The sequence below is a fragment of the Micromonospora sp. WMMD729 genome (assembly GCF_049315225.1).
Classification (GTDB): domain Bacteria; phylum Actinomycetota; class Actinomycetes; order Mycobacteriales; family Micromonosporaceae; genus Micromonospora.
In genome coordinates this window covers 4,373,751-4,397,841 of the sequence record NZ_CP186059.1, presented here as the reverse complement: position 1 = coordinate 4,397,841, position 24,091 = coordinate 4,373,751, and the positions used below count along the sequence as shown (strand labels likewise).

General features: G+C 72.9%; 26 protein-coding genes. 16 read left to right on the top strand and 10 right to left on the bottom strand.

Annotated features, from left to right (window positions below; all coding sequences use genetic code 11):
* The first annotated feature begins 5 nt into the window (after positions 1 to 5).
* Both ACN263_RS19970 and ACN263_RS19965 read left to right on the top strand, forming a co-directional pair.
* Complete coding sequence (locus ACN263_RS19970; RefSeq protein ID WP_421472172.1) at positions 6 to 305, top strand: muconolactone Delta-isomerase family protein; 300 nt, start codon at positions 6 to 8, stop codon at positions 303 to 305.
* A gap of 2 nt (positions 306 to 307) precedes the next feature.
* Positions 308 to 673 carry a YybH family protein gene (locus ACN263_RS19965; protein WP_422735896.1) on the top strand — a complete coding sequence of 122 codons (366 nt, stop codon included), beginning with the start codon at positions 308 to 310 and terminating at the stop codon, positions 671 to 673.
* Positions 674 to 735: 62 nt separating this feature from the next.
* Here ACN263_RS19965 and ypfJ read toward each other — a convergent pair whose 3' ends face one another.
* Entirely contained in the window at positions 736 to 1,659 is a 924-nt protein-coding gene (gene ypfJ, locus ACN263_RS19960; protein WP_422735895.1) for a KPN_02809 family neutral zinc metallopeptidase, read from the bottom strand.
* Positions 1,660 to 1,921: 262 nt separating this feature from the next.
* On the opposite strand from ypfJ, the gene ACN263_RS19955 reads away from it, so the two are divergent.
* Complete coding sequence (locus ACN263_RS19955) at positions 1,922 to 3,526, top strand: ABC-F family ATP-binding cassette domain-containing protein (protein ID WP_422735894.1); 1,605 nt, start codon at positions 1,922 to 1,924, stop codon at positions 3,524 to 3,526.
* 61 nt (positions 3,527 to 3,587) lie between these two features.
* On the opposite strand, the gene ACN263_RS19950 is transcribed toward ACN263_RS19955, so the two are convergent.
* The gene (locus ACN263_RS19950; protein ID WP_422735893.1) at positions 3,588 to 4,187 is read right to left on the bottom strand and encodes a cadmium resistance transporter; all 600 of its coding nucleotides are present in this window, start codon (positions 4,185 to 4,187) and stop codon (positions 3,588 to 3,590) included.
* Positions 4,188 to 4,388: 201 nt separating this feature from the next.
* Between ACN263_RS19950 and ACN263_RS19945 the strand changes: the two genes are divergently transcribed.
* The 3 genes from ACN263_RS19945 to ACN263_RS19935 all read left to right on the top strand — a co-directional run bounded on the left by ACN263_RS19945 (position 4,389) and on the right by ACN263_RS19935 (position 7,520).
* Positions 4,389 to 4,616 (top strand): helix-turn-helix domain-containing protein, encoded by a 228-nt coding sequence (locus ACN263_RS19945; protein ID WP_007462679.1) that lies wholly within the window; start codon positions 4,389 to 4,391, stop codon positions 4,614 to 4,616.
* A 46-nt stretch (positions 4,617 to 4,662) separates the two neighbouring features.
* Entirely contained in the window at positions 4,663 to 5,430 is a 768-nt protein-coding gene (locus ACN263_RS19940) for an enoyl-CoA hydratase/isomerase family protein (RefSeq protein WP_422735892.1), read from the top strand.
* Between the two features lie 113 nt (positions 5,431 to 5,543).
* Positions 5,544 to 7,520: an ABC transporter ATP-binding protein gene (locus ACN263_RS19935; RefSeq protein ID WP_422740762.1), complete on the top strand. Its 1,977-nt coding sequence runs from the start codon at positions 5,544 to 5,546 to the stop codon at positions 7,518 to 7,520.
* A 102-nt stretch (positions 7,521 to 7,622) separates the two neighbouring features.
* On the opposite strand, the gene ACN263_RS19930 is transcribed toward ACN263_RS19935, so the two are convergent.
* The 7 genes from ACN263_RS19930 to ACN263_RS19900 all read right to left on the bottom strand — a co-directional run bounded on the left by ACN263_RS19930 (position 7,623) and on the right by ACN263_RS19900 (position 12,505).
* A complete protein-coding gene (locus ACN263_RS19930; protein WP_422735891.1) occupies positions 7,623 to 7,892 on the bottom strand; it encodes a hypothetical protein in 270 nt (89 codons plus the stop codon).
* Between the two features lie 176 nt (positions 7,893 to 8,068).
* Entirely contained in the window at positions 8,069 to 8,695 is a 627-nt protein-coding gene (mug, locus tag ACN263_RS19925; protein ID WP_422740761.1) for a G/U mismatch-specific DNA glycosylase, read from the bottom strand.
* Positions 8,696 to 8,829: 134 nt separating this feature from the next.
* Entirely contained in the window at positions 8,830 to 9,591 is a 762-nt protein-coding gene (locus tag ACN263_RS19920) for an SDR family oxidoreductase (RefSeq protein WP_422735890.1), read from the bottom strand.
* Positions 9,576 to 10,127 (bottom strand): hypothetical protein, encoded by a 552-nt coding sequence (locus tag ACN263_RS19915; RefSeq protein ID WP_422735889.1) that lies wholly within the window; start codon positions 10,125 to 10,127, stop codon positions 9,576 to 9,578. The genes ACN263_RS19920 and ACN263_RS19915 overlap by 16 nt, the downstream gene beginning before the upstream one ends.
* Positions 10,124 to 10,942 (bottom strand): DUF692 domain-containing protein, encoded by an 819-nt coding sequence (locus tag ACN263_RS19910; RefSeq protein ID WP_422735888.1) that lies wholly within the window; start codon positions 10,940 to 10,942, stop codon positions 10,124 to 10,126. Before ACN263_RS19910 ends, ACN263_RS19915 begins: the two co-directional genes overlap by 4 nt.
* Positions 10,939 to 11,844, bottom strand: a complete 906-nt coding sequence (locus ACN263_RS19905; RefSeq protein WP_422735887.1) for a TIGR04222 domain-containing membrane protein — start codon at positions 11,842 to 11,844, stop codon at positions 10,939 to 10,941. Before ACN263_RS19905 ends, ACN263_RS19910 begins: the two co-directional genes overlap by 4 nt.
* Positions 11,845 to 11,932: 88 nt before the next feature.
* Entirely contained in the window at positions 11,933 to 12,505 is a 573-nt protein-coding gene (locus ACN263_RS19900; protein ID WP_234591495.1) for a TetR/AcrR family transcriptional regulator, read from the bottom strand.
* Between the two features lie 77 nt (positions 12,506 to 12,582).
* Between ACN263_RS19900 and ACN263_RS19895 the strand changes: the two genes are divergently transcribed.
* From ACN263_RS19895 to ACN263_RS19885, 3 genes are all read left to right on the top strand, one after another.
* Positions 12,583 to 13,443: a carbon-nitrogen hydrolase family protein gene (locus tag ACN263_RS19895; RefSeq protein WP_422735886.1), complete on the top strand. Its 861-nt coding sequence runs from the start codon at positions 12,583 to 12,585 to the stop codon at positions 13,441 to 13,443.
* 64 nt (positions 13,444 to 13,507) lie between these two features.
* Positions 13,508 to 14,152, top strand: coding sequence for an HAD family hydrolase (locus ACN263_RS19890; RefSeq protein WP_422735885.1), 645 nt, complete (start codon positions 13,508 to 13,510; stop codon positions 14,150 to 14,152).
* Positions 14,153 to 14,336: 184 nt separating this feature from the next.
* Complete coding sequence (locus tag ACN263_RS19885) at positions 14,337 to 15,272, top strand: RIO1 family regulatory kinase/ATPase (protein WP_422735884.1); 936 nt, start codon at positions 14,337 to 14,339, stop codon at positions 15,270 to 15,272.
* Between the two features lie 49 nt (positions 15,273 to 15,321).
* Here the strand turns inward: ACN263_RS19885 and ACN263_RS19880 are convergent, their stop codons facing one another.
* Positions 15,322 to 15,570: a DUF2630 family protein gene (locus ACN263_RS19880; protein WP_422735883.1), complete on the bottom strand. Its 249-nt coding sequence runs from the start codon at positions 15,568 to 15,570 to the stop codon at positions 15,322 to 15,324.
* Positions 15,571 to 16,035: 465 nt separating this feature from the next.
* Here ACN263_RS19880 and ACN263_RS19875 point away from each other — a divergent pair, with 465 nt between their 5' ends.
* The 7 genes from ACN263_RS19875 to ACN263_RS19845 all read left to right on the top strand — a co-directional run bounded on the left by ACN263_RS19875 (position 16,036) and on the right by ACN263_RS19845 (position 24,071).
* Positions 16,036 to 17,373 (top strand): cytochrome P450, encoded by a 1,338-nt coding sequence (locus ACN263_RS19875; RefSeq protein ID WP_422740760.1) that lies wholly within the window; start codon positions 16,036 to 16,038, stop codon positions 17,371 to 17,373.
* Positions 17,370 to 18,287 carry a terpene synthase family protein gene (locus ACN263_RS19870; protein WP_422735882.1) on the top strand — a complete coding sequence of 306 codons (918 nt, stop codon included), beginning with the start codon at positions 17,370 to 17,372 and terminating at the stop codon, positions 18,285 to 18,287. The genes ACN263_RS19875 and ACN263_RS19870 overlap by 4 nt, the downstream gene beginning before the upstream one ends.
* Positions 18,280 to 19,893 (top strand): prenyltransferase, encoded by a 1,614-nt coding sequence (locus ACN263_RS19865; RefSeq protein ID WP_422735881.1) that lies wholly within the window; start codon positions 18,280 to 18,282, stop codon positions 19,891 to 19,893. The genes ACN263_RS19870 and ACN263_RS19865 overlap by 8 nt, the downstream gene beginning before the upstream one ends.
* A gap of 124 nt (positions 19,894 to 20,017) precedes the next feature.
* The gene (locus ACN263_RS19860) at positions 20,018 to 22,573 is read left to right on the top strand and encodes a nitrate- and nitrite sensing domain-containing protein (RefSeq protein WP_422735880.1); all 2,556 of its coding nucleotides are present in this window, start codon (positions 20,018 to 20,020) and stop codon (positions 22,571 to 22,573) included.
* A gap of 91 nt (positions 22,574 to 22,664) precedes the next feature.
* Entirely contained in the window at positions 22,665 to 23,087 is a 423-nt protein-coding gene (locus ACN263_RS19855) for a roadblock/LC7 domain-containing protein (RefSeq protein ID WP_422735879.1), read from the top strand.
* 5 nt (positions 23,088 to 23,092) lie between these two features.
* On the top strand, positions 23,093 to 23,479 hold the full coding sequence (locus ACN263_RS19850; protein WP_422735878.1) for a DUF742 domain-containing protein: 387 nt from the start codon (positions 23,093 to 23,095) through the stop codon (positions 23,477 to 23,479).
* The gene (locus ACN263_RS19845; RefSeq protein ID WP_422735877.1) at positions 23,460 to 24,071 is read left to right on the top strand and encodes a GTP-binding protein; all 612 of its coding nucleotides are present in this window, start codon (positions 23,460 to 23,462) and stop codon (positions 24,069 to 24,071) included. Before ACN263_RS19850 ends, ACN263_RS19845 begins: the two co-directional genes overlap by 20 nt.
* Positions 24,072 to 24,091 lie beyond the last annotated feature (20 nt).

Genomic DNA, 24,091 nt, shown 5'->3' with positions numbered 1-24,091 from the left:
GGCGGGTGGAGTTCCTGGTGGACATGGTGACGACGGTGCCCGACGGCACGTCGGAGGACGGGGTTGCCGAGATGCGTGCGCGGGAGGCGGCGCGCTCGGCCGAGTTGACGGCGCAGGGCAGTCTGCTGCGGCTGTGGCGGCCGCCGCTGGCGCCGGGGGAGTGGCGTACCTGGGGGCTCTTCGAGGCCGCCGACGCGGACGAGTTGGAGGCGGTCCTCGCGTCGATGCCGCTGCGCGCCTGGCGGCGCGAGACCGTCACGCCGTTGACGCCGCACCCGAACGATCCGGGCTGGCCGGGGAGGTGACCGTGGCCAGCAGCGAGGAGGAGATCCTGCGGACCGTCCTGGAGCGGTGGCGGTCGGCGGTCGACGCCCACGAACCGGACCGCGTCGCGTCGGTCTTCACCGATGACGCGATTTTTCAGGGCCTGCACCCGTACGCCGTCGGCCGGGAGGGGGTCGCCGAGTACTACGCCGGGCAGCCGCTCGGCCTGACGGCCGCGTACGAGATCCGGGAGACCCGGCGGTTCGCCGCCGACGTGGTCCTCGGCTATCTGGAGGTCGAGTTCGGCTTCGTCGACCGGCCGGCGTTGACCGTGCACCTCGGCGTGGTGGTTCGCCGGGTCGGCGACGCCTGGTTGATCGGGCACTACCAGGTGTCGAAGCTCGACTGAGCGCCGAAACGACGACCGTGGCAGGCCCGCCGAGGGCCTGCCACGGTCGAGGTGTACGGGTGTCAGAGCTGGTCGGTGCCGAAGGTGTCGCAGGTCTTCGGGTCGCCCTTGTCGTAGCCCTGGCTGAACCAGCGCTTGCGCTGCTCGGACGTGCCGTGGGTGAACTGGTCCGGGTTGACCCGCCCGCCCGAGCGCTCCTGGATGCTGTCGTCACCGATCGCCTCGGCGGTGTCGACGGCCTGGCTGATGTCGGTCTCGGTGATCGACTTGAACAGCGGCTCCTTGCCGCTCTTGTCCTTGCTCTCGGTGGCGTGCCTGGCCCAGGCGCCCGCGTAGCAGTCGGCCTGCAACTCGAGCCGCACCGAGGCGGACTTGGGGCCGCTCTGGTCGCCCTGGCCGGCCTTCGCGTTGGTGCCGAGCAGGTCCTGGACGTGGTGGCCGTACTCGTGGGCGAGCACGTACGGCTGGGCGAACTCGCCCTTGGCCCCGAACCGGGTGGCCAGCTCGTCGTAGAAGCTCAGGTCGATGTAGACCTTCTGGTCGGCGGGGCAGTAGAACGGGCCGACGCCCGAGTCGGCCTGCCCGCAGCCGGTGTTCACGGCCTGCTGGAAGAAGTTCGTGGTGGTCGGCTCGTAGGTGCCGTTGCCCAGCTCCGGGTACGCCTTCTTCCAGTAGTCCTGGATGCTGTTGACGTAGAGCAGGTTGCGGCAGCGCGCGTCCTGGAGACGGTCCGGGTTCGCGGTGGAGCACACCTGGTCGAGGTCGTCACCGCCGGCCTGGCCGCCCTCGTCGCCGTTGGTCATCGCGTTCAGACCGAAGCCGCCGCCGAGCAGGGCGATGATGACGGCGACCACGATGCCGATGATGCCGCCCCGGCCGCCGCCTCCCGGGATGGGGATGCCCATGCCCCCGCCCCCGCCGCCGCTGCCGCGGCCCAGGTCGTTGGCCTGGGAGGTGTCGAGCTCGGCCCGCTCGTTGAGTTCCATGCTGACCCCGATCGCCTGAAGTCGGTGAATGTCGTGTGTGTGTCGTTTCGTCGCCTGAGTGCCGGACGGGGTCCGGACAGGCGTTCCGGTACCCGATGATCTTGATCGGTAATCCGAGCGGGTCGCACCCGGGCGCCCGGTACACTTGTCGCCGTGCCGCGCTGCGAAGGCTGAACCGCCCCGCGCCGACGGGCCCACCGCCCGCCGGCGCTTTCGCGTGCCCTGAGTCAGCCTTCCAGACCCCGAGAGCGAGTCCCACGACATGATCACTGCAACCGGCCTGGAACTGCGCGCCGGCTCCCGGATCCTGCTGTCCGACACCACCCTGCGCGTGCAGCCCGGTGACCGGATCGGCCTGGTCGGCCGCAACGGCGCCGGCAAGACCACCACCCTCAAGGTGCTCGCCGGTGAGGGGCAGCCGTACGGCGGCCAGATCGACCAGCGCAGCGCCATCGGCTACCTCCCGCAGGACCCGCGCACCGGCGACCTGGAGGTCACCGGCCGCGACCGCGTGCTCTCCGCCCGCGGCCTGGACGTGCTGATGGCCCAGATGAAGGAGCTCGAGGAACGCCTCGCCGAGGACGCCGACGAGAAGCTGGTCCGCCGCTACGGCGCGCTGGAGGACCAGTTCGCCGCCCTCGGTGGGTACGCCGCCGAGGCCGAGGCCGCCCGGATCTGCGCCAACCTCGGGCTGCCGGACCGCGCGCTTGCCCAGACCATCGGCACCCTCTCCGGCGGTCAGCGCCGCCGCATCGAGCTGGCCCGGATCCTCTTCCGCGACGCCGGTGAGAACGGCGGCGGCATCCTGCTGCTCGACGAGCCGACGAACCACCTGGACGCCGACTCGATCACCTGGCTGCGCGGGTTCCTCGCCAACCACAAGGGCGGGCTCATCGTGATCTCCCACGACGGCGCGCTGCTGGAGTCGGTGGTCAACAAGGTCTGGTTCCTCGACGCCACCCGTTCCGTGATCGATGTCTACAACCTGGGCTGGAAGGCGTACCTGGAGGCCCGCGAGACCGACGAGCGTCGCCGCCGCCGCGAGCGGGCCAACGCCGAGAAGAAGGCCGGCGCGCTGATGGCGCAGGCCGACAAGATGCGGGCCAAGGCCACCAAGACCGTCGCCGCGCAGAACATGGCCCGCCGCGCCGAGAAGCTGATCTCGGGCCTGGAGGAGGTACGCGTCGCCGACCGGGTGGCGAAGGTGCGCTTCCCCAGCCCCGCCCCGTGCGGCAAGACGCCGCTGACCGCGACCGGCCTGTCCAAGTCGTACGGCTCGTTGGAGATCTTCACCGACGTCAACGTGGCGGTGGACCGGGGCTCCCGGGTGGCCATCCTCGGGCTCAACGGCGCCGGGAAGACGACCCTGCTGCGGATGCTCGGCGGCCTGCTCAGCCCAGACACCGGCGAGGTGCACGCGGGTCACGGCCTGCGGTTGGGCTACTACGCGCAGGAGCACGAGACGCTGGACGTGGAGCGGACGGTGCTGGAGAACATGCGGGCCGCCGCCATCGAGCAGTCCGACACCGACCTGCGCAAGATCCTCGGCGCGTTCCTGTTCTCCGGCGACGACGTGAACAAGCCGGCCGGGGTGCTCTCCGGTGGTGAGAAGACCCGGCTGGCCCTGTCCACGCTGGTCTGCTCGGGCGCCAACGTGCTGCTGCTCGACGAGCCGACGAACAACCTCGACCCGGTCAGCCGCGAGCAGGTGCTCGACGCGATCGCCAACTACCCGGGCGCGATCGTGCTGGTCACGCACGATCCGGGTGCGGTGCTCGCGCTCAAGCCGGACCGCGCGATCCTGCTGCCCGACGGTGACGAGGACGCCTGGAGCGACGACCTGCTCGAACTCGTCGAGCTGGCCTGACCCCCGGGACCGTCGAGGCGGCCTGAGCGCCGGGCTGTCGAGGCGGCCTGGCCGCCCGGCGTCAGCCCAGCAGGTCGACCAGGTGGCCCAGCACGCCGGAGCTGACCAGGATCACCACGCCGATCGCGACGAAGATCGCCGGTACCAGCCAGTGCCCGGCCCGCTCCACCAGCGCGACCACCCGCCGGTGGCCGCCCAGCCAGGCCGCGGCGGCGCACCACAGGCCGATCAGCACCACGAAGACCAGCAGGAACGCCGCGCTGTCGGCGGGGCCGAGCGCCCGGAACACGGGTACGTAGACGGCCACGTTGTCGGTGCCGTTGGCGATGGTCACCCCGGCCACCCCGAGCGTGCCGGTGACGACGGTGGCGGGCTCGTCGTCGTCGGCGCTCCACAGCGCGCGGACGCCCAGCGCGATCGGCAGCAGACCGAGCAGCCCGGTCCACGGGTCCGGCACGACGAGCAGCCCGGCGGCGACCACCGCGCTGGCCACCGCGAGCGCGCCGATGCCGAGGTACTGGCCGGCGACGATCTGCCAGGTGCGGGGCCGGCCGGTGGTCCGGGCCGCGACGAAGAACAGCGTGAGGATGACGATGTCGTCGATGTCGGTGGCGGCGAAGACCACGGCCGCGCCGGCCGCGGTGCCGAACAGGTCGATCACGCCCGGGAGCGTACGGGTGGAGGCGGCACCGCGCCGAGGTGCCCTCGTGCGGGACCGTTCGGAAGGATCACTCTATCGGGAACCTGACATTGCATAGCGTGTCGGTTGGCGAAGAGTTGATATCTGGCGCATGATCGTTCGAGGCGGTCTAATAGGTGGGACCGTATCCGAACCGCACAGTCTGGGACGTGAGGACACAGCATGGCAGCCACTGGCACAGCCACCAGCACTGAGAAGGGTCGCCGGATCGTCGGAGCCGAGCGTCAGACGCTCGCCAAGGACCTGGTAAAGCGGTACACCTCGGGGGAGAGCATCCGCGCGCTGGCGGCCTCGACCGGCCGTTCCTACGGGTTCATCCACCGAGTGCTCACCGAGTCCGGGGTTCAGCTGCGTCAGCGCGGCGGTGCCCGGCGCCGCAAGAAGGCGTGATCCGCCCCTTCGCGTCGTTGACCAACGCCGCGCCCCGGGGAGTCCGGTGACCACCGAGGCGACCGGGGTTCGGCTGACCTGCGACGGGCCGGTTGCCACGGTGACGTTGTGCCGGCCCGACGTGCTCAATGCCCAGACGCCCGCGATGTGGCGCGCGATGAGCGAATTCTCGCGCGACCTACCCGGTGACGTGCGGGTGGTGGTGGTACGGGGTGAGGGGCGTGCGTTCTCTGCCGGCCTCGACCTCGCGGTGGCCGGCGCGTCCGGCCCGGGGTCGTTCGCCGAGCTGGCCACGCTGCCCGAGGACGAGTGCGCGGACCGGATCGCCGAGTTCCAGGGCGGCTTCACCTGGCTGCACCGGCCGGACGTCATCTCGGTGGCGGCGGTGCAGGGGCACGCGATCGGTGCCGGCTTCCAGCTCGCCCTCGCCTGTGACCTGCGCGTCCTCGCCACGGATGTGAAGTTCTCGATGGCCGAGGTGACGCTCGGGCTGGTGCCCGACCTGGCCGGTACGAAGCGACTCGTCGAGCTCGTCGGCTACTCCCGGGCACTGGAGATCTGCGCGACGGGCCGCCGGCTGGACGCCGCCGAGGCGGACCGGATCGGGCTGGCCACTCTCGTCGTACCCTCGGCGGAGCTGGACGACGCGGTCCGTGACCTGACGGCGGGCCTGCTGGCCGGCGCGCGCGACGCGGTGGTGGAGATCAAGGCGCTGCTCGCCGGCGCGGCCGGGCGGTCGCACGCCGACCAGCAGCGGGCCGAGCGTGAGGCGCAGACCCGCCGCCTCCGCGACCTCGCCGGCCGGGGCGAATAGTAAGGACCACCCGGGAAGATCCGGGTTACGACCGAGGTTGTCACACCTGTCGGGAGAATTGACCTGACGGTACGGTCCGCCCGACGACCCGGAGGTGAGTGGTGTCCAACCCGATGTCCGGCGGTGGCATGGCCGGGTGGAGCATGCTCCGGTCGATGCGCAACCGCGACGAGGTCTCGGCCCACCGGCTCAAGCGTGGGGTGGCCCGCCGCATCGTCGCCTTCGCCCAGCCCTACCGGCGCGACATCGTCGTCTTCCTGGCCACCGTCGTGCTCGCCGCCATCATCGGCGTCGCCACGCCGGTGCTCGCCGGCGACGTGATCAACGCGATCAACCGGGGCGGCACCGAGGCCGGTCAGCTCGTCATCCGGCTGGCCCTGTTCATCGCCGGGCTGGCCGTCGCCGACGCTCTGCTGTCCCTGGCCCAGCGGTGGTATTCCGCCCGCATCGGCGAGGGCATCATCCTCGACCTGCGCACCCGGGTCTACGACCACGTGCAGCGGATGCCGTTGCAGTTCTTCACCCGCACCCAGACCGGCGCTCTGGTCAGCCGGCTCAACAACGACGTGCTCGGCGCCCAGCGGGCGTTCACCTCCACCCTGTCCGGCGTGGTCAGCAACGTCATCCAGCTGGTGCTGACCGCCGCGGTGATGTTCACGCTGTCCTGGCAGATCACCGCCCTCTCGCTGGTACTGCTGCCGATCTTCATCATTCCGGCACGTCGAGTCGGTCGGCGGCTGGCCGACATCACGCGCGAGGCGTACAACCTCGACGCCAAGATGAACGCGACGATGACCGAGCGGTTCGGGGTGGCCGGCGCGCTGCTCGTGAAACTCTTCGGGCAGCCCGAGGTCGAGGCCCGCCGGTTCGCCGGCCGCGCCGAGCGGGTCCGCGACATCGGCATCCAGTCGGCCATGTACTCGCGCACGTTCTTCGTGGCGATGCTGCTGGTCGCCTCGCTGGCGCAGGCGCTCACCTACGGTCTCGGTGGCTGGCTCGCCGTCACCGGCGGTGTCAGCGCGGGCACGGTGGTGACCCTCGCGCTGCTGCTCACCCGCCTGTACGGGCCGCTCACCGCGCTCTCCAACGTCCGCGTGGACGTGATGAGCGCACTTGTCTCCTTCGACCGCGTCTTCGAGGTGCTGGACCTTCAGCCCGGCATCGTGGAGAAGGCCGACGCGGTGCCGGTGCCCCGGGGCGCCGGCCGGGTCGACTTCCGCGACGTGCGCTTCCGCTACCCGAGCGCCGCCGAGATCTCGCTCGCCTCGCTGGAGGAGGTCGCCACCCTCGACCGGACGGTCAACGAGCCGGTGCTCAAGGGCGTCTCGTTCAGCGTCGAGCCGGGGCAGATGGTCGCGCTGGTCGGGCCGTCGGGGGCGGGCAAGTCGACGCTGTCGATGCTCGTCTCTCGGATCTACGACGTCACCGACGGCGAGGTCCTGGTCGGTGGAGTGGACGTCCGCGACGCGACGCTCGCCTCGCTGCGCGAGGAGATCGGCGTGGTCACCCAGGACTCGCACCTGTTCCACGAGACGATCGCCGAGAACCTGCGCTACGCCAAGCCCGACGCCACCGACGACGAGATCTGGGCCGCGCTCGCCGGTGCCCAGGTCGCCGACCTGGTCCGGTCACTGCCCGACGGGCTGGACACGACGGTGGGGGAGCGCGGCTACCGCTTCTCCGGCGGTGAGAAGCAGCGCATCGCCATCGCCCGGCTGCTGCTCAAGGCCCCGTCGATCGTCATCCTCGACGAGGCGACCGCACACCTGGACTCGGAGAGCGAGGCCGCGGTGCAGCGTGCGCTGTCGGTGGCGCTCGCCGGACGTACCGCCCTGGTGATCGCGCACCGGCTCTCCACGGTCCGGGACGCCGACCAGATCCTGGTGCTCGACGGCGGCCGGATCGTCGAGCGGGGCCGGCACGACGAGTTGGTGGCGGTCGGCGGCCTCTACGCCGAGCTGTACCGCACCCAGTTCGCCGTCGCCGACTCGCCGCGTCCCTTCGTGGACGCCACCGGCCCCGAGCCGGTGGTCATGCCGCTGGGCACGTACGTCGCCGACGAGGCGATGCCGCCCGCCGCCGCCAACTGACGGACGCCGCTGATCGATCCCGGGTTACTGAAAGTCGGGGTGTCCCGGCCGCTACGACAGCCCGACTTCCATGATGTCGAGTCGATCAACAGGCGGACAGGGCTACGGCATGCCGCCGGGACCGCTCGTCACGCCGGCGTCGATGGCCAGGTTCTCGTTACCGCCGCCGCCCTTGCCGCGAATGCTGCCCCGGCGACGCCGCCGGCTCTCGCGGGTGCTCTGCCGGATCGCCTTACGCGCGGCATCCAGCCCCGCCTGCCTGGAGTCCGCTCGGGCGATTTTGCGCCGACGCCGCACGGCCACCACGACGACCGACGCGAGGACGAGTACCAGGGACAGTGCGAGCAGCAGCGCGAGGCGAATGCCGGCCATGCGCGCAGGGTATCGACAGCGGACAACGGCGACGTGGCGGCGTTTCCGGTCCACGGTGGATGTCGTTGATCGACTCGGTTTTCTGGAGGTCGGGGTGTCCCGGTCGCGTTGACAGCACGACGTCCGTGCAACCGAGTCGATCAACCGCGACGCGGTCAGGCCGTGCGGCGCGGCGGTCAGGCCGGGCGGCGGTCGGGTAGGGCCGTCGCCGCGCGCAGCTCGGCGAACGCTGCGCCCAGCGTTACCGGCGTGAAGTGCGCGTTGAGGCCGCTCGGGTTGGGCAGCACCCACAGCCGCGCGCCGGCCAGCGACTCCGGCTGCGGCCCGAAGGCGGCCTTCGGCCGCTGAAAACCGATCCGGTACGCGGTCACCCCCACCACGGCCACCCACTGTGGCCGGTACCGGGTCACCTTGTCGGTCAGGATCGCCGCGCCGTCGAGCAGTTCCTGAGGGCTCAGCTCGTCGGCGCGGGCGCTGGCCCGGGCGGCCATGTTGGTGATGCCGAGCCCGAGGGCCGGCAACGCGTCCTGCTCGCTCGGGTGCAGCAGTCGGGGAGTGAACCCGCCCAGGTGCAGCGCCGGCCAGAACCGGTTGCCGGGTCGGGCGAAGTGCCAGCCGGTCGCGGCCGACCAGAGGCCCGGGTTGATGCCCACGAAGAGCACCGCCAACCCCGGCGCGAGGACGTCGGGGATGGTCCGGTCGGCGGCCGCGGCCAGGTCCGCCCGAGTGGGCCGGGGATGCGTAACACCCGCGCCGGCTCGGCCGCCCGGCGTCGAGGGCGCATCGCCGGCTCGGCCGCTCAGCGTCGAGGGCGCATCGCCGGCTCGGTCGCCCGGCGTCGAGGGCGCATCGCCGGCTCGGCCGCTCAGCGTCGAGGACGTATCGCCGGCACGACCGTCGGTGCCCGGTGTCGGAGCGTCGGCTCGGCCGTTCGTTGTCACAGGCCGCGCAGTGCGCCGCCGTCGACCGGCACGGTGAGGCCGGTCAGGTAGCTCGCGGCGGGGGAGAGCACGAAGGCGGCCACCCGACCGAACTCGGCCGGATCGCCGAGGCGGCGCAACGGGATGCTCGCCTTTGCCTCGGCGCGGGCGCGCTCCGGGTCGCCGGTCGCGGCGAACAGCTCCCGGTTGCGGTCGGTCATGATCCGGCCGGGCAGCAGACCGACGACGCGTACGCCGCGCGGGCCGTAATCGTCGGCGATGTCCTTGGCGACGCCGACCAGGCCGGGTCGCAAACCGTTGGAGATGCCGAGTCCGGGCACCGGGCCACGGGCCGAGGTGGACAGCACCAGAGCGATCGCGCCTCCCTCGGGCAGCGCGCCGGCGACGGTGCGCGCCGTGCGGACGGTGCCCAGGAAGACGGTCTCGAAGGAGTGTCGCCACTGCTCGTCGGTGATCGAGGCGGCGTTGCCGGCGGGCGGCCCGCCGACCGAGACCAGCGCGCCGTCGAGCCGGCCGAAGTGCGTGCGGGCCGCCGCGACGAGCCGTTCCGGGGTCTGCGGGTCGGACAGGTCCGCGGCGACGCCGACCGCCTTGTCCGGGCCGCCCAGATGCTCGGCGGCGGCGGCCACCGCGTCCGGGTCCCGTGCCGAGAGCACCACCCGGGCGCCGTCGGCGACCAGGCACTGCGCCGTCGCGTAACCCAGGCCGCGGGAAGCGCCGGTGAGCACGTACACCCGGTCGGTCAGTCCGAGATCCATAATGCCGATCGTGCCCCATTCGGCGCGTCCCCGCCAACGTTGGCGGCGGAGCGCAGCAGGCGTACCCGACCGGCGACCTGCACCGCGACGGCGCCGCCGGCGCGGGCCACGGCGGGCAGCCGGCGCGGACGTGGCGGGGTGCGCCCGTCGTAGCGCAGGCTCGCCTCCCGGACCGCCAGCTCCTCCGCGCCGGCCGGTGGTAGCGCCGCCCGACCGCGCAGGGTCCGGGCCAGCTCCCAGCCGTCGCGCAGCGAACCCGCCGTGGGGCGGTCGGCGGCCCAGTCGGCGAAGGTCGCGGGCCAGGCCGCGCCGAGGCCGGCGGCGAGCAGCGGCCAGTGCCGGGCCACCTCACCGGCGCGTTTGTGCAGCAGCGCCGCCCGCGCGGCGGCCAGCGGCCCGGCCGCGAATCCGGCCGGCGGCGGACCTCCGGCGACCAACGCCGCGACCAGCTCCGCCTGCCGCGCGGCGAGGCCGGGGTGCGGCGACTCGTGCCCGCCCGGCCTGCGGTGCCGGTCGTCGGCGACAGCGTCGGTCATGTCACGGCCGGAAAGCCGGACGCGGCGGCCAGGGCGTCGAGTTCGGCGCGCAGCTCGGCGGCCGGCGGGTACCCGCCGTCGCGTTCCAGCAGCAGCGCCGGTGGTCGTTGCCGGGCGCAGAGCGCGCCGACCAGCTCCAGCACCTCCGGCGGCACCGGATGGGTGTGCGTGTCGTGGTAGAAGCCACCGCGCTCCGCCCCGCCGGCCACGTGCACGTAGCCGATCCGGTCCAGCGGCAGCCGGTCGAGCAGCGCGAGCGGGTCGGTACCCCGGTTGCGGGCATTGGCGTGCACGTTGGCGACGTCCAGCAGCAGCAGGGCACCGGTCCGGTCCAGGATCTCGGTGAGGAAGTCCGCCTCGTCCAGCTCGTCGTCGGGCCAGTCGAAGAGGGCGGCGATCGGTTCCAGCGCGATCGGCACCGGTAGCTGCTCCTGTGCGCGGGTCACGTTCGCGCAGACCACGTCGACCGCCTCCCGGCTGCGCGGCAACGGCAGCAGGTGTCCGGCCTCCAACCCGCCGGCCCGGACGAACGCGATGTGCTCGCTGACCAGCGGGGCGTCCCACCGCTGGGCGACCGCGGCCAGGTGCGCGACGCGGGCCGGGTCGACCGGCTCGGCGCCGCCGAGGGAGAGCCGCACCCCATGGGGTACGACTGTCACCCCGCGCTCGCGCAGCTGCGCCAGCCCGGTCTCCCGGGGCCCGGTCGACGCCAACGACTCGGCCACCACCTCGACGAAGCGCAATCCGGGCAGCTCGGCCACGAAACCCGCGATCTCGGGCCGCCAGCCGATGCCGACGCCGTACGGGCCGGTCATCCGCCGCACCCACCGCCGCCACCGCAGGAGCTGCCGCCTCCGCAGGAGCTGCCGGTGCTGCCCGACGATCCGGTGCCGGCCCCCGACGACCAGCCGCTGCTGGCGATCGCCTGGCGCTGGATCTCGGCCTGCTCGGCGAAGCCCGGGTCGATGGCCCAGAGCGACACCGTGCCGTACAGCGCCACGCCCATCGCCGCGCCGGCCGCGCCGTAGGTGGCGTACGCGGGGGACGAGTCGGGAGCGAGGTGGCGGTGCCGGTTCCGCAGGTCGCGCAGCGCGCTGCGCCCGGCCCGGGTGGCCTGCGGCACCCGCCAGAGCAGCAGCACCGCCACCAGCACGCCGATAAGGGTGAGCAGCAGGAAGCCCACCGGCCGCCCGTTGGCCAGGCCGGCGAAGAGCCGTACGACGCCGAACACCAGCAGGGCGGCGAGGACGACCCGCCACTGTCGTGCGGTGTTCTGCTGCGCCTGGCTCACCCGCAGTCCCCGTCCTTCCAGGCCGAGGCCGAGCTGGTCGAGTGCGGCGGCCACCCGCTCGTCCTGGGCCAGGTCCCGGGCCCGGAGGCCCTGGTGGGCGGCCCAGTGGATCGCCTGCTCCAGCGGGGTGAGCCCGGTCGGGGTCGGGCCGGTGGTGCGCAGGCGACGATCCGGGCCGACGTCGATCGCGCCGCTGCTGCGCAGGCCGCCCAGCGCGGCGTGCACCGCGAGGGCCGGCCCACCGTTGAGGTAGGCGACCTCCTGGGCGCCGAGTGATTCCGCGACGAGGGGTTCCGCGCCGGTGGCGAGGCGTACCCGGTGCAGCACCGCGAGGGCGGTCAGGACGACGGCCACCACGAGGTAGAGCCGCAGGAAGGTCGGGCCGGGGATGCCCCAGGTGTCGCCCGAGGCGGCGTGGACGATCATCGGCTGCTCCTGTCGCCGGAGGGGTTCGGCGGCCCCATTGTGGAGCACCGTCGCCATCCGGTCCGGCCGGGCCGGGGCGGCGGCCCGCTCAGCGGCGGCGGACCGCCTCCTCGACCAGGTCGAGCACCGGACCCAGGTCGCCGGCCGGTCGGCCCATGGCCAGGTGCAGCACCAGGCCGTCGTAGGCCAGCTCGAGGAACTGGGCCAGCACGTCGATGGGTACGTCCTCGCGCAGCACCCCGGCGTCGCGTTGGCGGGCCAGCCGGTCCCGGGTCGCCTCGGCGATCGCGGCCGAGCGTTCCGCCCAGCGCTTGGCGAACGCCGGATCGGTGCGCAGCCGGCGGGAGACCTCCAGTTGACTGCCCAGCCAGCCGGTGGTGTCCGGCGAGACGGCGCGGGCCAGCAGGTCGCGCATCACCTGCACCAGACCGTTGCGGGCGACCGTCTCGACCATGGCGGCGGCGTCGTCCTCCGCGACGGCGAGGAACAGCGAGTCCTTGTCCCGGAAGTGGTGGAAGATGGCGCCTCGGGACAACCCGGTGGCCTCCTCGAGGCGGCGGACGGTGGCCCCCTCGTAGCCGAGGCGGGCGAAACACGCCCGGGCCGCGGCAAGGATCTCCTGCCGGCGCGCGTCGAGCTGGTCCTGACTTACTCTGGGCACACCTCGATCGTCGCAGGTCACCTCGGGCGGTGCAAACCGTACGTACGGCTTGGTAACGTGCCGTTTACGATCCACCGGTGACCCGCTCGTACCCCGCGCCGTCCGGCCCGTTGACCGTCGCCACCGTCCAGGCCACCCCGACGCCCGGTGACGTCGCCGGCAACGCGGCGGCCGCCGCCGACCTGGTCCGGCAGGCCGCCGGGCAGGGCGCCCGGGTGGTCGTCCTGCCCGAGCTGTACCTGTGCGCGTACCACCCGCCGACCCTCGCCGCCGATCCGACCGGCACCCACGTGGCGGCCGACCCGGCCGGGGTGGTTGCCGACGGCCGGCTCGACCCGCTGCGCGCCGCCGCCCGGACCGCCGGGAGCACCGTGGTGGTCGGCGCGGCGGTCCGGCACCCGGACTACCGGCGGACCATCGCCGCCCTCGTGGTCGACCGCGCCGGCGTCGTCCGGGTCGGGTACGACAAGCAGCAGCTCTGGGGCGACGAACGCGAGCTGTTCAGCCCCGGCGGACGGGGTGCCACGCTGCTCGTCGACGACTGGCGGCTCGGGCTGGGCATCTGCTACGACGGCTGCTTCCCCGAGCACGGCCGGGCCGCCGCGCTCGACGGCGCGCACGCCTACCTGTGCCCCAGCGGCTACCTGACCGGCTCGGAGCACCGCCGGGACCTGTACTACGCGGCGCGGGCCCTGGACAACACGATGTTCGTGGTCTTCGCCAACGCCGTGGGCGGCAGCGACCCGTGGCGCTTCAACGGCGGCGCGGCGATCTACGACCCGCAGGGACGTACGCTCGCCCGGGGCGCCGACGAGGGCACGCAGACGCTCGTGGCGACCCTCGATCCGGCCGCGCTCACGGCCACCCGGGCGGCCCATTCGATGCTCGCCGATCTGCTGCCGGGCCAGGGCGGCCCGCGAATGTCGCTGACCGGTTAAGCCCATCGTGAAGTCGAAACACGCGGGTCTGTTGGCGGACACGTCGGTCCCGTAGGGTGCCCGAGTGCCACTGCTCCTGCTGGACCTGGACAACACCCTGCTCGACCGGGCCGGGGCGTTCCGCCGCTGGGGTGAGCGCTTCCTGGACGGCATCGGCGCGCCCCTCATCGACATCGACTGGCTGGTCTCGATCGACGCCGACGGGCTGACCGACCGCTGGGACCTGGCCGACGCGATCCGGGACCGCTACGAGCTGCGTATCCCCTCGATCGATCTGGTGGAGGAGTTGCACGACGGGGTGGTGGCGCAGACCCGGCTCGATCCGCTGACCGCCTGCGCGCTGCGTATCGCCGACGACGCGGGGTGGGTGCCCGTGGTGGTGTGCAACGGCACGGTACGCGTGGAGGACGCCAAGATCCGTCGTACCGGCCTGGACCGCTACGTCGCCGACTGGGTGATCTCCGAGGAGGCCGGGGTCAGCAAACCCAACCCGCGGATCTTCGCGCTCGCCGCGCAGCGGGTCCGGATGCCGCTGCGCGGCGCGTGGGTGGTCGGCGACAGCCCGGAGGCGGACATCGGCGGCGCCGCCGCGGTCGGGCTGCCCAGCGTCTGGCTGCACCGGGGGCGGACCTGGTCGGACGTCCGGTTCGCGCCGAGCCGCACGGTGGATGGGCTGATCGCGGCGGTCGCGACGGTGCTCGCGAGCTGACGCGGCTCGCTGTTCGCGTCCGCATCGTAATTCGGTTGACCCGCCGTTTGGGCCGCTACGAGGATGGGCGGCGCATGGTGCACCGGGCGTACCGCCCGATCGAGGAGAGGAGGCCGGTCATGGCCGTCTTCGCAGGTCGCTTCCAGCTGCCTACCTCCGCCTCGATCAAGGGAACCTCACCACAGTGCGCGATCATGACCTCCCGGCGCCGGAGCGCCGGACCCGCGGCAAGCGCCGCTTCGACGACGACGAACCGCAGTTTCTGAAGCGGGCGGCCCGGCCCACCGAGCTGCCCGCCGATCCCGACACCGAGCCTGATCCCGACACCGGCGAGCGCTGGTCGTCCTGGGACGACGCGGTGCACGGGCCGGAGCCGCACCCGGCCTGGCTGGTCACCGAGTTGGCCGCCAAGGACACCGAGCTGGGCATGCTGAAGACCGGCAAGGAGGCGGACGTCCACCTGGTCCGCCGGGCGGTACCGGACACGGACCGGTCCTGCCTGCTGGCGGTCAAGCGGTACCGGGACGCCGAGCACCGGCTGTTCCACCGCGACGCCGGCTATCTGGAGGGCCGCCGGGTGCGGCGGTCCCGCGAGATGCGGGCGATGGCGGGCCGGACGGCCTTCGGCCGCCAGATGATCGCCGGGCAGTGGGCGGCGGCCGAGTTCGCCGCGCTGGCGCGACTCTGGGAGATCGGCGCCGGGCACGACCGGATCGCCGTGCCGTACCCCGTGCAGTTGCGGGGCACCGAGCTGATGCTGGAGTTCGTCGGCGACGCCGAGGCCGGACTCGCCGCGCCCCGGCTGGCCCAGCTCCGGCCCGGCCCGGCCGAGCTGCGCGACCTGTGGGGCCAGCTGGTCGAGGCGCTGCGCGTGCTGGCCCGGGCCGGCTACGCCCACGGCGACCTGTCGCCGTACAACCTGCTCGTGCACTCCGGGCGGCTGGTCGTGATCGACCTGCCGCAGGTGGTCGACGTGGTGGCGAACCCGCAGGGGCCCGAGTTCCTGGCCCGCGACGTGCGGGTGGTCAGCGCCTGGTTCGCGGCGCGAGGGCTGGGCGCCGAGCAGGTCGACCCCGGCACGCTGACCGGGGAGCTGCTGCGCGAGGCGGGCATCCGCTGACCGGAACGGGTCGGGTGGCCGCGACGGCCGCCCGACCCGTCCGTGTCGGTCACTGCAGGTAGCGCTCCACCTCGGGCTTGGGGCGTTCGCCCTGCGAGTCGGGGTCGCCGTGGGTGGCCCGGGCGGCCCGCCGACGGCGCAGCAGGTCCCAGCACTGGTCGAGGGACTCCTCCAGGGCGCGCAGCCGCTCGCCGGCCTCGCCCTCGGTGCCCGACTCGTGGGCCTGGGCCTCCGCGCGCAGCCGGTGCTCCTCGTCGACCAGCTCGGAGATCCGGTTCAGGATGGTCTTGTCGTCCATGCCACAGAGCCTGGCACAGGGTGCCCGCCGTCGCCCGGATTCGGGGGTACCGGTGCGTCCTTGCTCACTGCGCTGCCCGACCTTTGGGATCGCACGGGCGCGACCCGTCCGGCGGGTCCGGCGGCCGATCGACCCACCGGCCCGTCGTCGTCCGTACCCCGCCGGCGGCGGCGGGTGATCGGTGTACGGGCGCGACCTGCGTCGGTGTCGCATCCTGACGATCCACTCAGGACTGTCGCGCGGCCAAGACATCGATGCTCGTCTGGGACATTGGTCAAATCTCACCGGTCAGAGATCTAGAGGTGTCCCGGAATTGGTGAGATGCTTCCGACGCCCAGAAGGTGAAAATTTCACAGCCCCGACCGGCCGAAGTGGACCGCCCAGGCCGTCGGGGTGACGAGGAGACAGCGCATGTCCCAGGTGTCCGATGCCGGCCCCGCCCCCGTCAGCACCGAACCCCGGATGATCCCACTCCGTCGTGCCCTGCCCGCGCTGGTCCGCGACCCGCTCGGCGCGCTCGTCGGCTTCGCCGACGCCGCCGGCGGCGAGGTGGTCCGGCTGAACCTCGGCTCGTTCCGCCCGTACCTCGTCAGCCATCCCGAGCACCTGCAACGAGTGCTGAGGGACAACGTTGCCAACTACACCCGTGACGGGGAGGGTCTGCTGTGGCGGCCGGTCCGCCGGATCGTCGGCGACGCCATCCTGGTCGCCGAGGGCGAGATCTGGGAGTCCAGCCGCAGCGCCCTGCAACCGCTGTTCACCGCCAAGCGCGCCGAGACGCTCGTCGACCGGATGGCCGAGGCGATCAACGAGGCCGTCGACGAGTGGCTGGAGCCGGCCCGCGACGGCCGTCCGATCGACGGCGGCGCCGAGCTGACCCGGATCGTGCTGCGGACCACCATGCGGGTGCTCTTCGCCGACCGCATCTCGGTGCCCGACGCGCTGCGGATCAGCGCCGCGCTGGACACCGTCACCACCGCGATGCTGCCCCGCCTGCTGGTGCCGTTCGTGCCGTACGCGGTGCCGATGCCCGGTGACCGCCGTTTCGCAGAGGCGGTACGCACCATCGACGAGGTGGTGCTGCCGATCATCCGGGAGGCCCGGGCCCGGCCCACCGACGGCGACGACATCATCTCCACCCTGTGCCGGCCGCGCGCCGACGGCAGCGAGCCCGACGAGTACGCGATCCGCGGCGACGTGGTGGCGATGTTCTCCACCGCCACCGAGACCACCATCGCCCTGCTCTCCTGGCTGTGGCCGGTGCTGGCGTCCCGGCCCGACGTGGCCGAGCTGATGACCGACGAGATCGAGCGGGTGGTCGGCGCCGAGCGGGTCGGCCGGGAGCACCTGCCGCAGCTGCGCTACGGCCGGATGGTGCTCGACGAGATGCTGCGGCTCTACCCGGCCGGCTGGATGATCCCCCGGACCGCGGTCGGCGACGACGTGCTGGGCGGTGTGCGGATCAAGGCCGGTGGCACCGTACTGGTCAGCCCGTACGTCACCCAGCGGATGTCGACCTTCTGGGACGACCCGACGCTGTTCGACCCGGAGCGCTTCGCGCCGGAGAAGCCCCGCCGGCGCTACCGCTACTCCTACTTCCCGTTCGGCGGCGGCCCGCACCAGTGCCTCGGGCAGTATCTGTTCCTGCTGGAGGCGCAGCTCATCGTCAGCACCGTGCTGAGCCGCTACCGGTTCCGGCTGCGCGAACCCGTCGGCCTGACACCCCGGCTCGGCGCCTCGCTGCAACCCAAGCAGCGGGCCGAGCTGATCGTCACCCCGGTCGAGCGTCCGGTCGCATCGTGACCGGCACGCCGTGGCCGGTGCAGGCCGGGCCCGACGCCGTCGCCGAGCAGGGTCGGGTCTGCGCGCTCGCCGTGCGAGGTGTCCGCGACCTGCAGGGGGTCACCGCCGCCCACCCGGAACTCTTCGACGCCGCGCCGTTCGACGCCGCGCTGCTCAGCTCGGTGGCCACCGCGATCGCGTTCACCGCGCCGTGGCACACCGCCGACGAACTGCGGATCACCACCCGTACCCTGCTCTGGGTCTTCGCCGCCGACTGGCAGGTCGACTACCTCGCCCGGTCGGCCGACGACGTCCGGACGATCGTGACCGACTGCCTGGCGGTCGCCGACGGCGCCGCGCCGCCACCGGGAAGCCACCTCGCCCGGCTGCTGGCCGACCTGCGCGACGAACTGGCCACCGTGCCGGCGTTCCGCCGGCTGCGCCCGATCTGGCGCGACGAGCTGGCCCGGATGCTCGCCGCCGTCTCGCGCGAGTGGGACTGGAAGAACCTGCCGACCGACCCGACCACCGGGCAGCGCCTGCCGGACCTCGACCGCTACCTGGACAACGCCGACAACCTGGCCTGCTCATTCGTCAACGTCACGCACTGGATCGCCACCGGCGACTCCAAGACCCTCGCCCAGTTGACCGACCTGCTCGACGCCTCACGTGGCGTGCAGCGGGTGCTGCGCCTGGTCAACGACCTCGCCACGCACGAGCGGGACGCAGAGTGGGGCGACCTGAACGCCCTGCTGCTGGTCGACGACCCGGCGCGGGTGCACGCCCGGCTCGCCGAGCTGACCAGCCGATCCCGCGGCGACCTGGCCGCCCTCGCCGAGCGCTGCCCCCGCCAGGCGGACTACCTGCACCGGCAGATCTCCTTCACGGGCGGCTTCTACCAGGTGTCGGACTTCTGGGGGGCCCGTGATGAGTGAGATTCCGGGGCCGGTGCTGGCCGAGCCCGCCACCGACGCCGCGCGCGAGCTGATCGCCGGCCTCGCGCTGCGACCGTGGGGGCAGGTCGCCCCCTCGGTGTACGAGAGCGGCCGGCTGGTCGCCGACGCGCCCTGGCTGCCCGGTCACGAGAAGCGGATCGACTTCCTGTTGCGCGAGCAGCGCCCGGACGGTGCCTGGGGCCCACCCGAGGGGTACGCCCTGGTGCCCACGCTCAGCGCCACCGACGCGCTGCTCGCGGTGCTGGCCGACGCCGTACCGGCCGGTGCGGACCTGCTCGCCCCGGCGGCGCGCGGGCTGCACGCGCTCACCGACCGGCTGCTCGCCACGCCCGCGCGGGCACTGCCGGACACCCCGGCGCTGGACCTCATCGTCCCCGCGCTCGTCGAGTCGATCAACGGCCGGCTGTCCCGGCTCTCCCGGGTGGCCGGCGCGACCGCCGAGCGGCTGCCGCGCTCCCCGCTGGCACTGCCCGCCGGGCTCGGCCCCGACCGGCTGCACGCGGTACGCGCCGCGCTCGCCGCCGGGGTGGTGCTGCCGGCGAAGCTGGCCCACTTCTACGAGGTGCTGGGCGCGACACCGGCCGACGCCGGACCGACCCTCACCGCCGTCGGCGCGTCACCCGCCGCGACCGCCGCCTGGCTCAGCGTCGTCGGCCCGGACGCCGGCCCGGCCGCGCACACCTTCCTGCGGACGCTGATCCGTGAGGCTGACGGACCGGTGCCCTGCCCGACTCCGATCACCGTGTTCGAGCGGGCCTGGGTGCTCAGCGGCCTGCGCCGCGCGGGCGTCTCGGTCAACCCGCCGGCGAGCCTGCTCCGCACCCTGGCCGCCGCCACCGCCGCCGAGGGAGTCGCCACCGGGGAGGGCCTGCCCACCGACGCCGACACCACCTCGGTCACGCTGGACGCGCTGGCCCGGCTCGGCCGTCCGGCCGACCCGGCCGGCCTGTGGGCGTACGAGACGACGGACGGGTTCTGCACCTGGCCGGGGAGCGAGGACGGCTTTTCGGTCACCACCAACGCGCACGTGCTGGACGCGTTCGGCCAGCACGTGACCGCCCACCCCGGCGCGGACGCGCGGTACCACCGGACGGTCGACCGGCTCAGCGCCGTGCTGCCCGCACACCAGCTCCCGGACGGCCGTTGGCAGGACCGGTGGCACGCCTCGCCGTACTACGCCACGGCCTGCTGCGCATTGGCGCTGGCGGAGTTCGGTCGCGGCGGCGGGGCGGCCGAGGCGCTCGACCGCGCGGCCCGCTGGGTGCTCGACAGTCAGCGTGCCGACGGGTCGTGGGGGCGGTGGGGCGGCACGGCCGAGGAGACCGCGTACGCCCTACAGGTGCTGGTGGCCGCGCCGACCGGGGCGCCCCAGGTCGACGAGGCGGTGCTGCGTGGCCACGCCTACCTGCACCGACCGGCCGATCGGGCGGACCGTCCACTGTGGTACGGCAAAGAGCTGTACTGTCCTACCGCGATCGTTCGCGCGGCGATCCTGGCCGCCTGTCGGCTCGCCTCCGTTCACCTGACGGGTGTCGACCGTTCGGTGGTGGATTGTGGTTACCAGGCAACAAAAACAGCGACTTGAGGGGTTGTGTGGACACTGCTAGCGTACGCAGAGCCTCAGCCCCGTACGACCCGCCGCGGCGGGACGTCGTCCTCCATGATCACCCGTTGATGAGCTGAGTCAACGCCCTGCCTGGGACGGTTCAATGCGTTCTCGCGGTACGAGTATCCGCACCAAGGTTGTCGCCCTGCTGCTCTCCCTGGTCGCGCTCTGGATGTTCGCGGCCTGGGTGACCCTGCGGGACGGCTTCAACCTGCTCGGTGTCCAGCTGCTCAACAGCAAGGTGTACGCGCCCAGCGAGCCGTTGTTGCAGGAGTTGCAGCTCGAGCGGCGGTTGACCCAGGCGTACCTGAGCAACCCCGACGCCGCGCAGCGTACGGCGTTGGAGACCGAACAGCGCAAGGCCGCCCAACTGGCGGACGACTTCGCCGAGTCGGCGCGCAACTGGCAGGTCGGCGTGGCCGGCAGCAAGGCCCTCGACGCCCAACTCGACGCCACGATCGCACAGATCGACGAACTCAAGCAGACCCGCGCCGACGTGCTCGGCCGCAAGGTCGACCGGATCTCCGCCGCCGACGCCTACACCGACGCCATCGAATCGATCTTCCGGATCTACGACGTCACCGGCAGCCTCGACGACAAGGAGATCGCCGCCGACGCGGCGGCCCTGATCCAGCTCAACCGGATGAAGGAGCTGATCTCGCAGGAGGACGCGCTGCTCAGCGGCCTCTTCGGCACGGGCCGGATCAGTGGTCCCGAGTATGCCCGTTACGTCAGCCTGGTCGGCGCCGAGCGGTTCCTCGGCGAGGAGACCCAGGCCCGACTCGCCGACGCCGACCAACGCCGCTACCAGCAGCTCGTCGAGGGCGAGGCGTTCAGCCGCCTGCGCGCCGTACAGGACAGCATCATCCGCGAGGGCCGCCCGGCGACCCAGCTTCCGGTCAGCGCCGAGCAGTGGCGGGGCACCGTCGAGCCGGCCCTGGCCGACGTCAACGACGCCGTCGTCGACGGCGGCGAGGGCATCGTCGGCCGGGCCACCGGCGTGGCCGTGATGGTCGTCGTCCGGCTCGTGCTCGCCACCGGCTTGGGCCTGCTCGCCGTCATCGCCTCGGTCGTCGTCTCGATCACCACGGCCCGTACCCTCCTGCGCCAGCTCGACCGGCTGCGGCAGGCCGCCTGGCAGCTCGCCGACGAGCGACTGCCCCGGGTGGTCGACCGGTTGGGCCGTGGCGAGGAGGTCGACGTCGCCACCGAAGCGCCTCCGCTGGAGTTCGGCACCGACGAGATCGGCCAGGTCGGCAAGGCGTTCAACGCCGTCCAGGAGACGGCCCTGCGCACCGCCGTCGAGCAGGCCGAGCTGCGTCGCAACGTCCGCGAGGTCTTCCTCAGCCTGGCCCGGCGAACCCAGGCGCTGGTACACCGCCAGCTCACCCTGCTCGACGCGATGGAGCGGCGCGAACACGACGCGGAGGAGCTGGAGGACCTGTTCCGCGTCGACCACCTGGCCACCCGGATGCGGCGCAACGCGGAGAACCTGATCGTGCTCTCCGGCTCCACCCCGGGCCGTGCCTGGCGGCGCAACGTCCCGATGGTGGACGTGGTGCGCGGCGCGGTGGCCGAGGTGGAGGACTACACCCGCGTCAACGTGCTGCCGCTGGGCGCCGTCTCGCTCGCCGGCCGCGCGGTCGGCGACATCATCCACCTGCTCGCCGAGCTGATCGAGAACGGCCTGTCGTTCTCGCCCCCGCACACCACCGTGGAGGTCCGCGGCCAACTCGTGGCGAACGGTTTCGCCATCGAGATCGAGGACCGGGGCCTCGGCATGAGCGAGGAGGACCTGGCCGCGGCGAACCACCGCATCGTCGACCAGTCCGAGCTGAACCTCGCCAACGCCGCCCGACTCGGCCTCTACGTGGTGAGCCGGTTGACCGAGCGGCACGGCGTGCGGGTCCGTCTCAAGGAATCGGCGTACGGCGGCACCACCGCCGTCGTCCTCATCCCGCTGGAGCTGATCACGGCGAACGGAACCGACCCGGAGGACTCCGGCGCGACCCCCGCCAGCCCGACGGCCATCGCGCTGCCGGCCGGCCCGACCGCCGTCGGACCCGTCGAGGGCGGTCGTCCCGCCAGCCGCTCGACGGTCGCGGTCGCCACCTCGGCGACGGACATCAGCGCACCGGGCGCGCCGGAGCCGGTGACCCCGGCCGCGCCGGCGCTGACCGAGAGCAGTACCACCACCGAGCAGACGGACGGGAGCGACAAGGACGTCGTACTCCCCACCCGCCAGCGGACCGCGGCGGCGGACCTGCCCACCCGGGCCCGGCGTGTCCTGGGCCAGCCGGCCCTGGAGGGCCCGACGGTGCCCACCGGCCTGCCCGCCGTGGAACGGGCCGGGACGGGTGGCGGCGAGCCGAGCACCGACGGCGGGCCGGTCCCCGCGCGGACCGAGACCGACCGCACCGGCTCCGGCCTGCCGGTCCGGGTCCGCCAGGCGAACATCGTGCCCGAGCTGCGCGACGACCCGGCGGCGGCGACCGAGTCCGACGAGGAGGACGTGGTACGGCCACCCGAGCAGGTACGCCGGATGATGAGCTCCTATCAGACCGGCACCCGGCGCGGGCGGACCGACGCGGCGCGGCTGCTCGGTGGCGCGTCGGGCGCGACGCCCGAGTCGACCGACGAGGAACCGCAAGCGACCTGACCGAGCACCAGCGCTGGGGGTTCCCGCGCGGTGTGACGGTCAAGCCCAAGACGAATACGGCGCAACTGCCGGGCGAGAAGAGGACGACGAAGTGGCCCAGAAGACGGCTTCGAGTGCCGACCTGACGTGGTTGCTGGATGATCTGGTGGGCCGGGTGAAGCAGGCCGAGCATGCGGTCGCGCTCTCCACCGACGGGTTGTTGATGGCTTCCTCGCAAGGGCTGAGCCGGGACGACGGCGAGCACCTCGCGGCGATGGCGGCCGGCATCCAGAGCCTGGCCCGGGGCGCCGGCAAGCGCTTCGGCGGCGGGCAGGTGCAGCAGACCATCATCGAGATGCAGTCGTCGTTCCTGTTCGTCACGGCCGCCGGCCGCAACGCCTGCCTGGCCGTCCTCGCCACCGAGGACGCCGACGTCGGTCTCATCGCCTACGAGATGGCGATGCTCGTCACCCGCGTCGGCAAGTACGTGGCCTCCCCGTCGCGGAGCGCCGAACAGTCGGCTGGCGAGAGGTAACGGCCATGACGGTGCACGGGGATTCCGCAGAGCATCAGTGGGTGGATGACCATGCGGGCCCGGTGGTGCGCCCGTACGCGGTGACGCGCGGGCGGGCCCGCCCGGTCACCGGCACGTTCGACCTGATCTCCCTGGTCACCGCGACCCGCGCCGACGTGACGCCGGAGGTCGGGATCGGTCCCGAGCACCTGGCGATCGTCGGCCTGTGCCAGCGAATACAGTCCGTCGCCGAGATCGCCGCCCACCTCGACCTGCCGGTGGGAACCATCCGGGTGCTCCTCGGCGACCTGGCGGCCCGCAACCTCGTGCAGGTACGCGAGCCGCACACCACGGCCGGCCTTCCCGACAACAGCATCTTCGAGGCGGTAATCAATGGACTACGGGCACTCTGACCGGCCGGCGGGAGCGACGCCACTGCCCACCGCGATCAAGATCCTGGTCGCCGGTGGCTTCGGCGTGGGCAAGACCACCATGGTCGGAGCGGTGAGCGAGACCCGGCCGTTGCGCACCGAGGAGGTGCTGACCGAGACCGGTGTCGGCATCGACGACCTGTCCGGGGTGGAGAGCAAGACCACCACCACCGTGGCGATGGACTTCGGCCGGATCACCATCAGCGACGACCTCGTGCTCTACCTGTTCGGCACGCCCGGGCAGGACCGGTTCTGGTTCGTCTGGGACGAGCTGGCGCTGGGCGCGATCGGCGCGGTGGTCCTGGCCGACACCCGCCGGCTGGCCGACTGCTTCCCGTCGATCGACTACTTCGAGGGCCGGGGCACCCCGTTCGTCGTGGCGGTGAACTGCTTCGAGGGCGCCCGTAAGTACCGGCTCGACGAGGTGCAGACCGCGCTGAACCTCGACCCGGGCGTACCGGTGCTGCTCTGCGACGCGCGTCAGCGGGAGTCCAGCAAGGAGGTGCTGGTGACCCTCATGGAGCACGCCATGAAGACCCGCGAGGCCCGCCGGCGCGCCGCCAGCGGAGACTGACCGAGGTTTTTTCCGGGAGG

What these genes read in the sequence shown, in the direction of transcription:
- ypfJ (WP_422735895.1), bottom strand. Translation starts at nt 1,659, where the DNA reads ATGGAACTCAACGAGCGGGCCGAGCTCGACACCTCCCAGGCCAACGAC.
- ACN263_RS19955 (WP_422735894.1), top strand. Translation starts at nt 1,922, where the DNA reads ATGATCACTGCAACCGGCCTGGAACTGCGCGCCGGCTCCCGGATCCTG.
- ACN263_RS19945 (WP_007462679.1), top strand. Translation starts at nt 4,389, where the DNA reads ATGGCAGCCACTGGCACAGCCACCAGCACTGAGAAGGGTCGCCGGATC.
- ACN263_RS19935 (WP_422740762.1), top strand. Translation starts at nt 5,544, where the DNA reads ATGTCCGGCGGTGGCATGGCCGGGTGGAGCATGCTCCGGTCGATGCGC.
- ACN263_RS19930 (WP_422735891.1), bottom strand. Translation starts at nt 7,892, where the DNA reads ATGGCCGGCATTCGCCTCGCGCTGCTGCTCGCACTGTCCCTGGTACTC.
- ACN263_RS19920 (WP_422735890.1), bottom strand. Translation starts at nt 9,591, where the DNA reads ATGGATCTCGGACTGACCGACCGGGTGTACGTGCTCACCGGCGCTTCC.
- ACN263_RS19915 (WP_422735889.1), bottom strand. Translation starts at nt 10,127, where the DNA reads ATGACCGACGCTGTCGCCGACGACCGGCACCGCAGGCCGGGCGGGCAC.
- ACN263_RS19910 (WP_422735888.1), bottom strand. Translation starts at nt 10,942, where the DNA reads ATGACCGGCCCGTACGGCGTCGGCATCGGCTGGCGGCCCGAGATCGCG.
- ACN263_RS19905 (WP_422735887.1), bottom strand. Translation starts at nt 11,844, where the DNA reads ATGATCGTCCACGCCGCCTCGGGCGACACCTGGGGCATCCCCGGCCCG.
- ACN263_RS19880 (WP_422735883.1), bottom strand. Translation starts at nt 15,570, where the DNA reads ATGGACGACAAGACCATCCTGAACCGGATCTCCGAGCTGGTCGACGAG.
- ACN263_RS19865 (WP_422735881.1), top strand. Translation starts at nt 18,280, where the DNA reads ATGAGTGAGATTCCGGGGCCGGTGCTGGCCGAGCCCGCCACCGACGCC.
- ACN263_RS19860 (WP_422735880.1), top strand. Translation starts at nt 20,018, where the DNA reads ATGCGTTCTCGCGGTACGAGTATCCGCACCAAGGTTGTCGCCCTGCTG.
- ACN263_RS19850 (WP_422735878.1), top strand. Translation starts at nt 23,093, where the DNA reads ATGACGGTGCACGGGGATTCCGCAGAGCATCAGTGGGTGGATGACCAT.
- ACN263_RS19845 (WP_422735877.1), top strand. Translation starts at nt 23,460, where the DNA reads ATGGACTACGGGCACTCTGACCGGCCGGCGGGAGCGACGCCACTGCCC.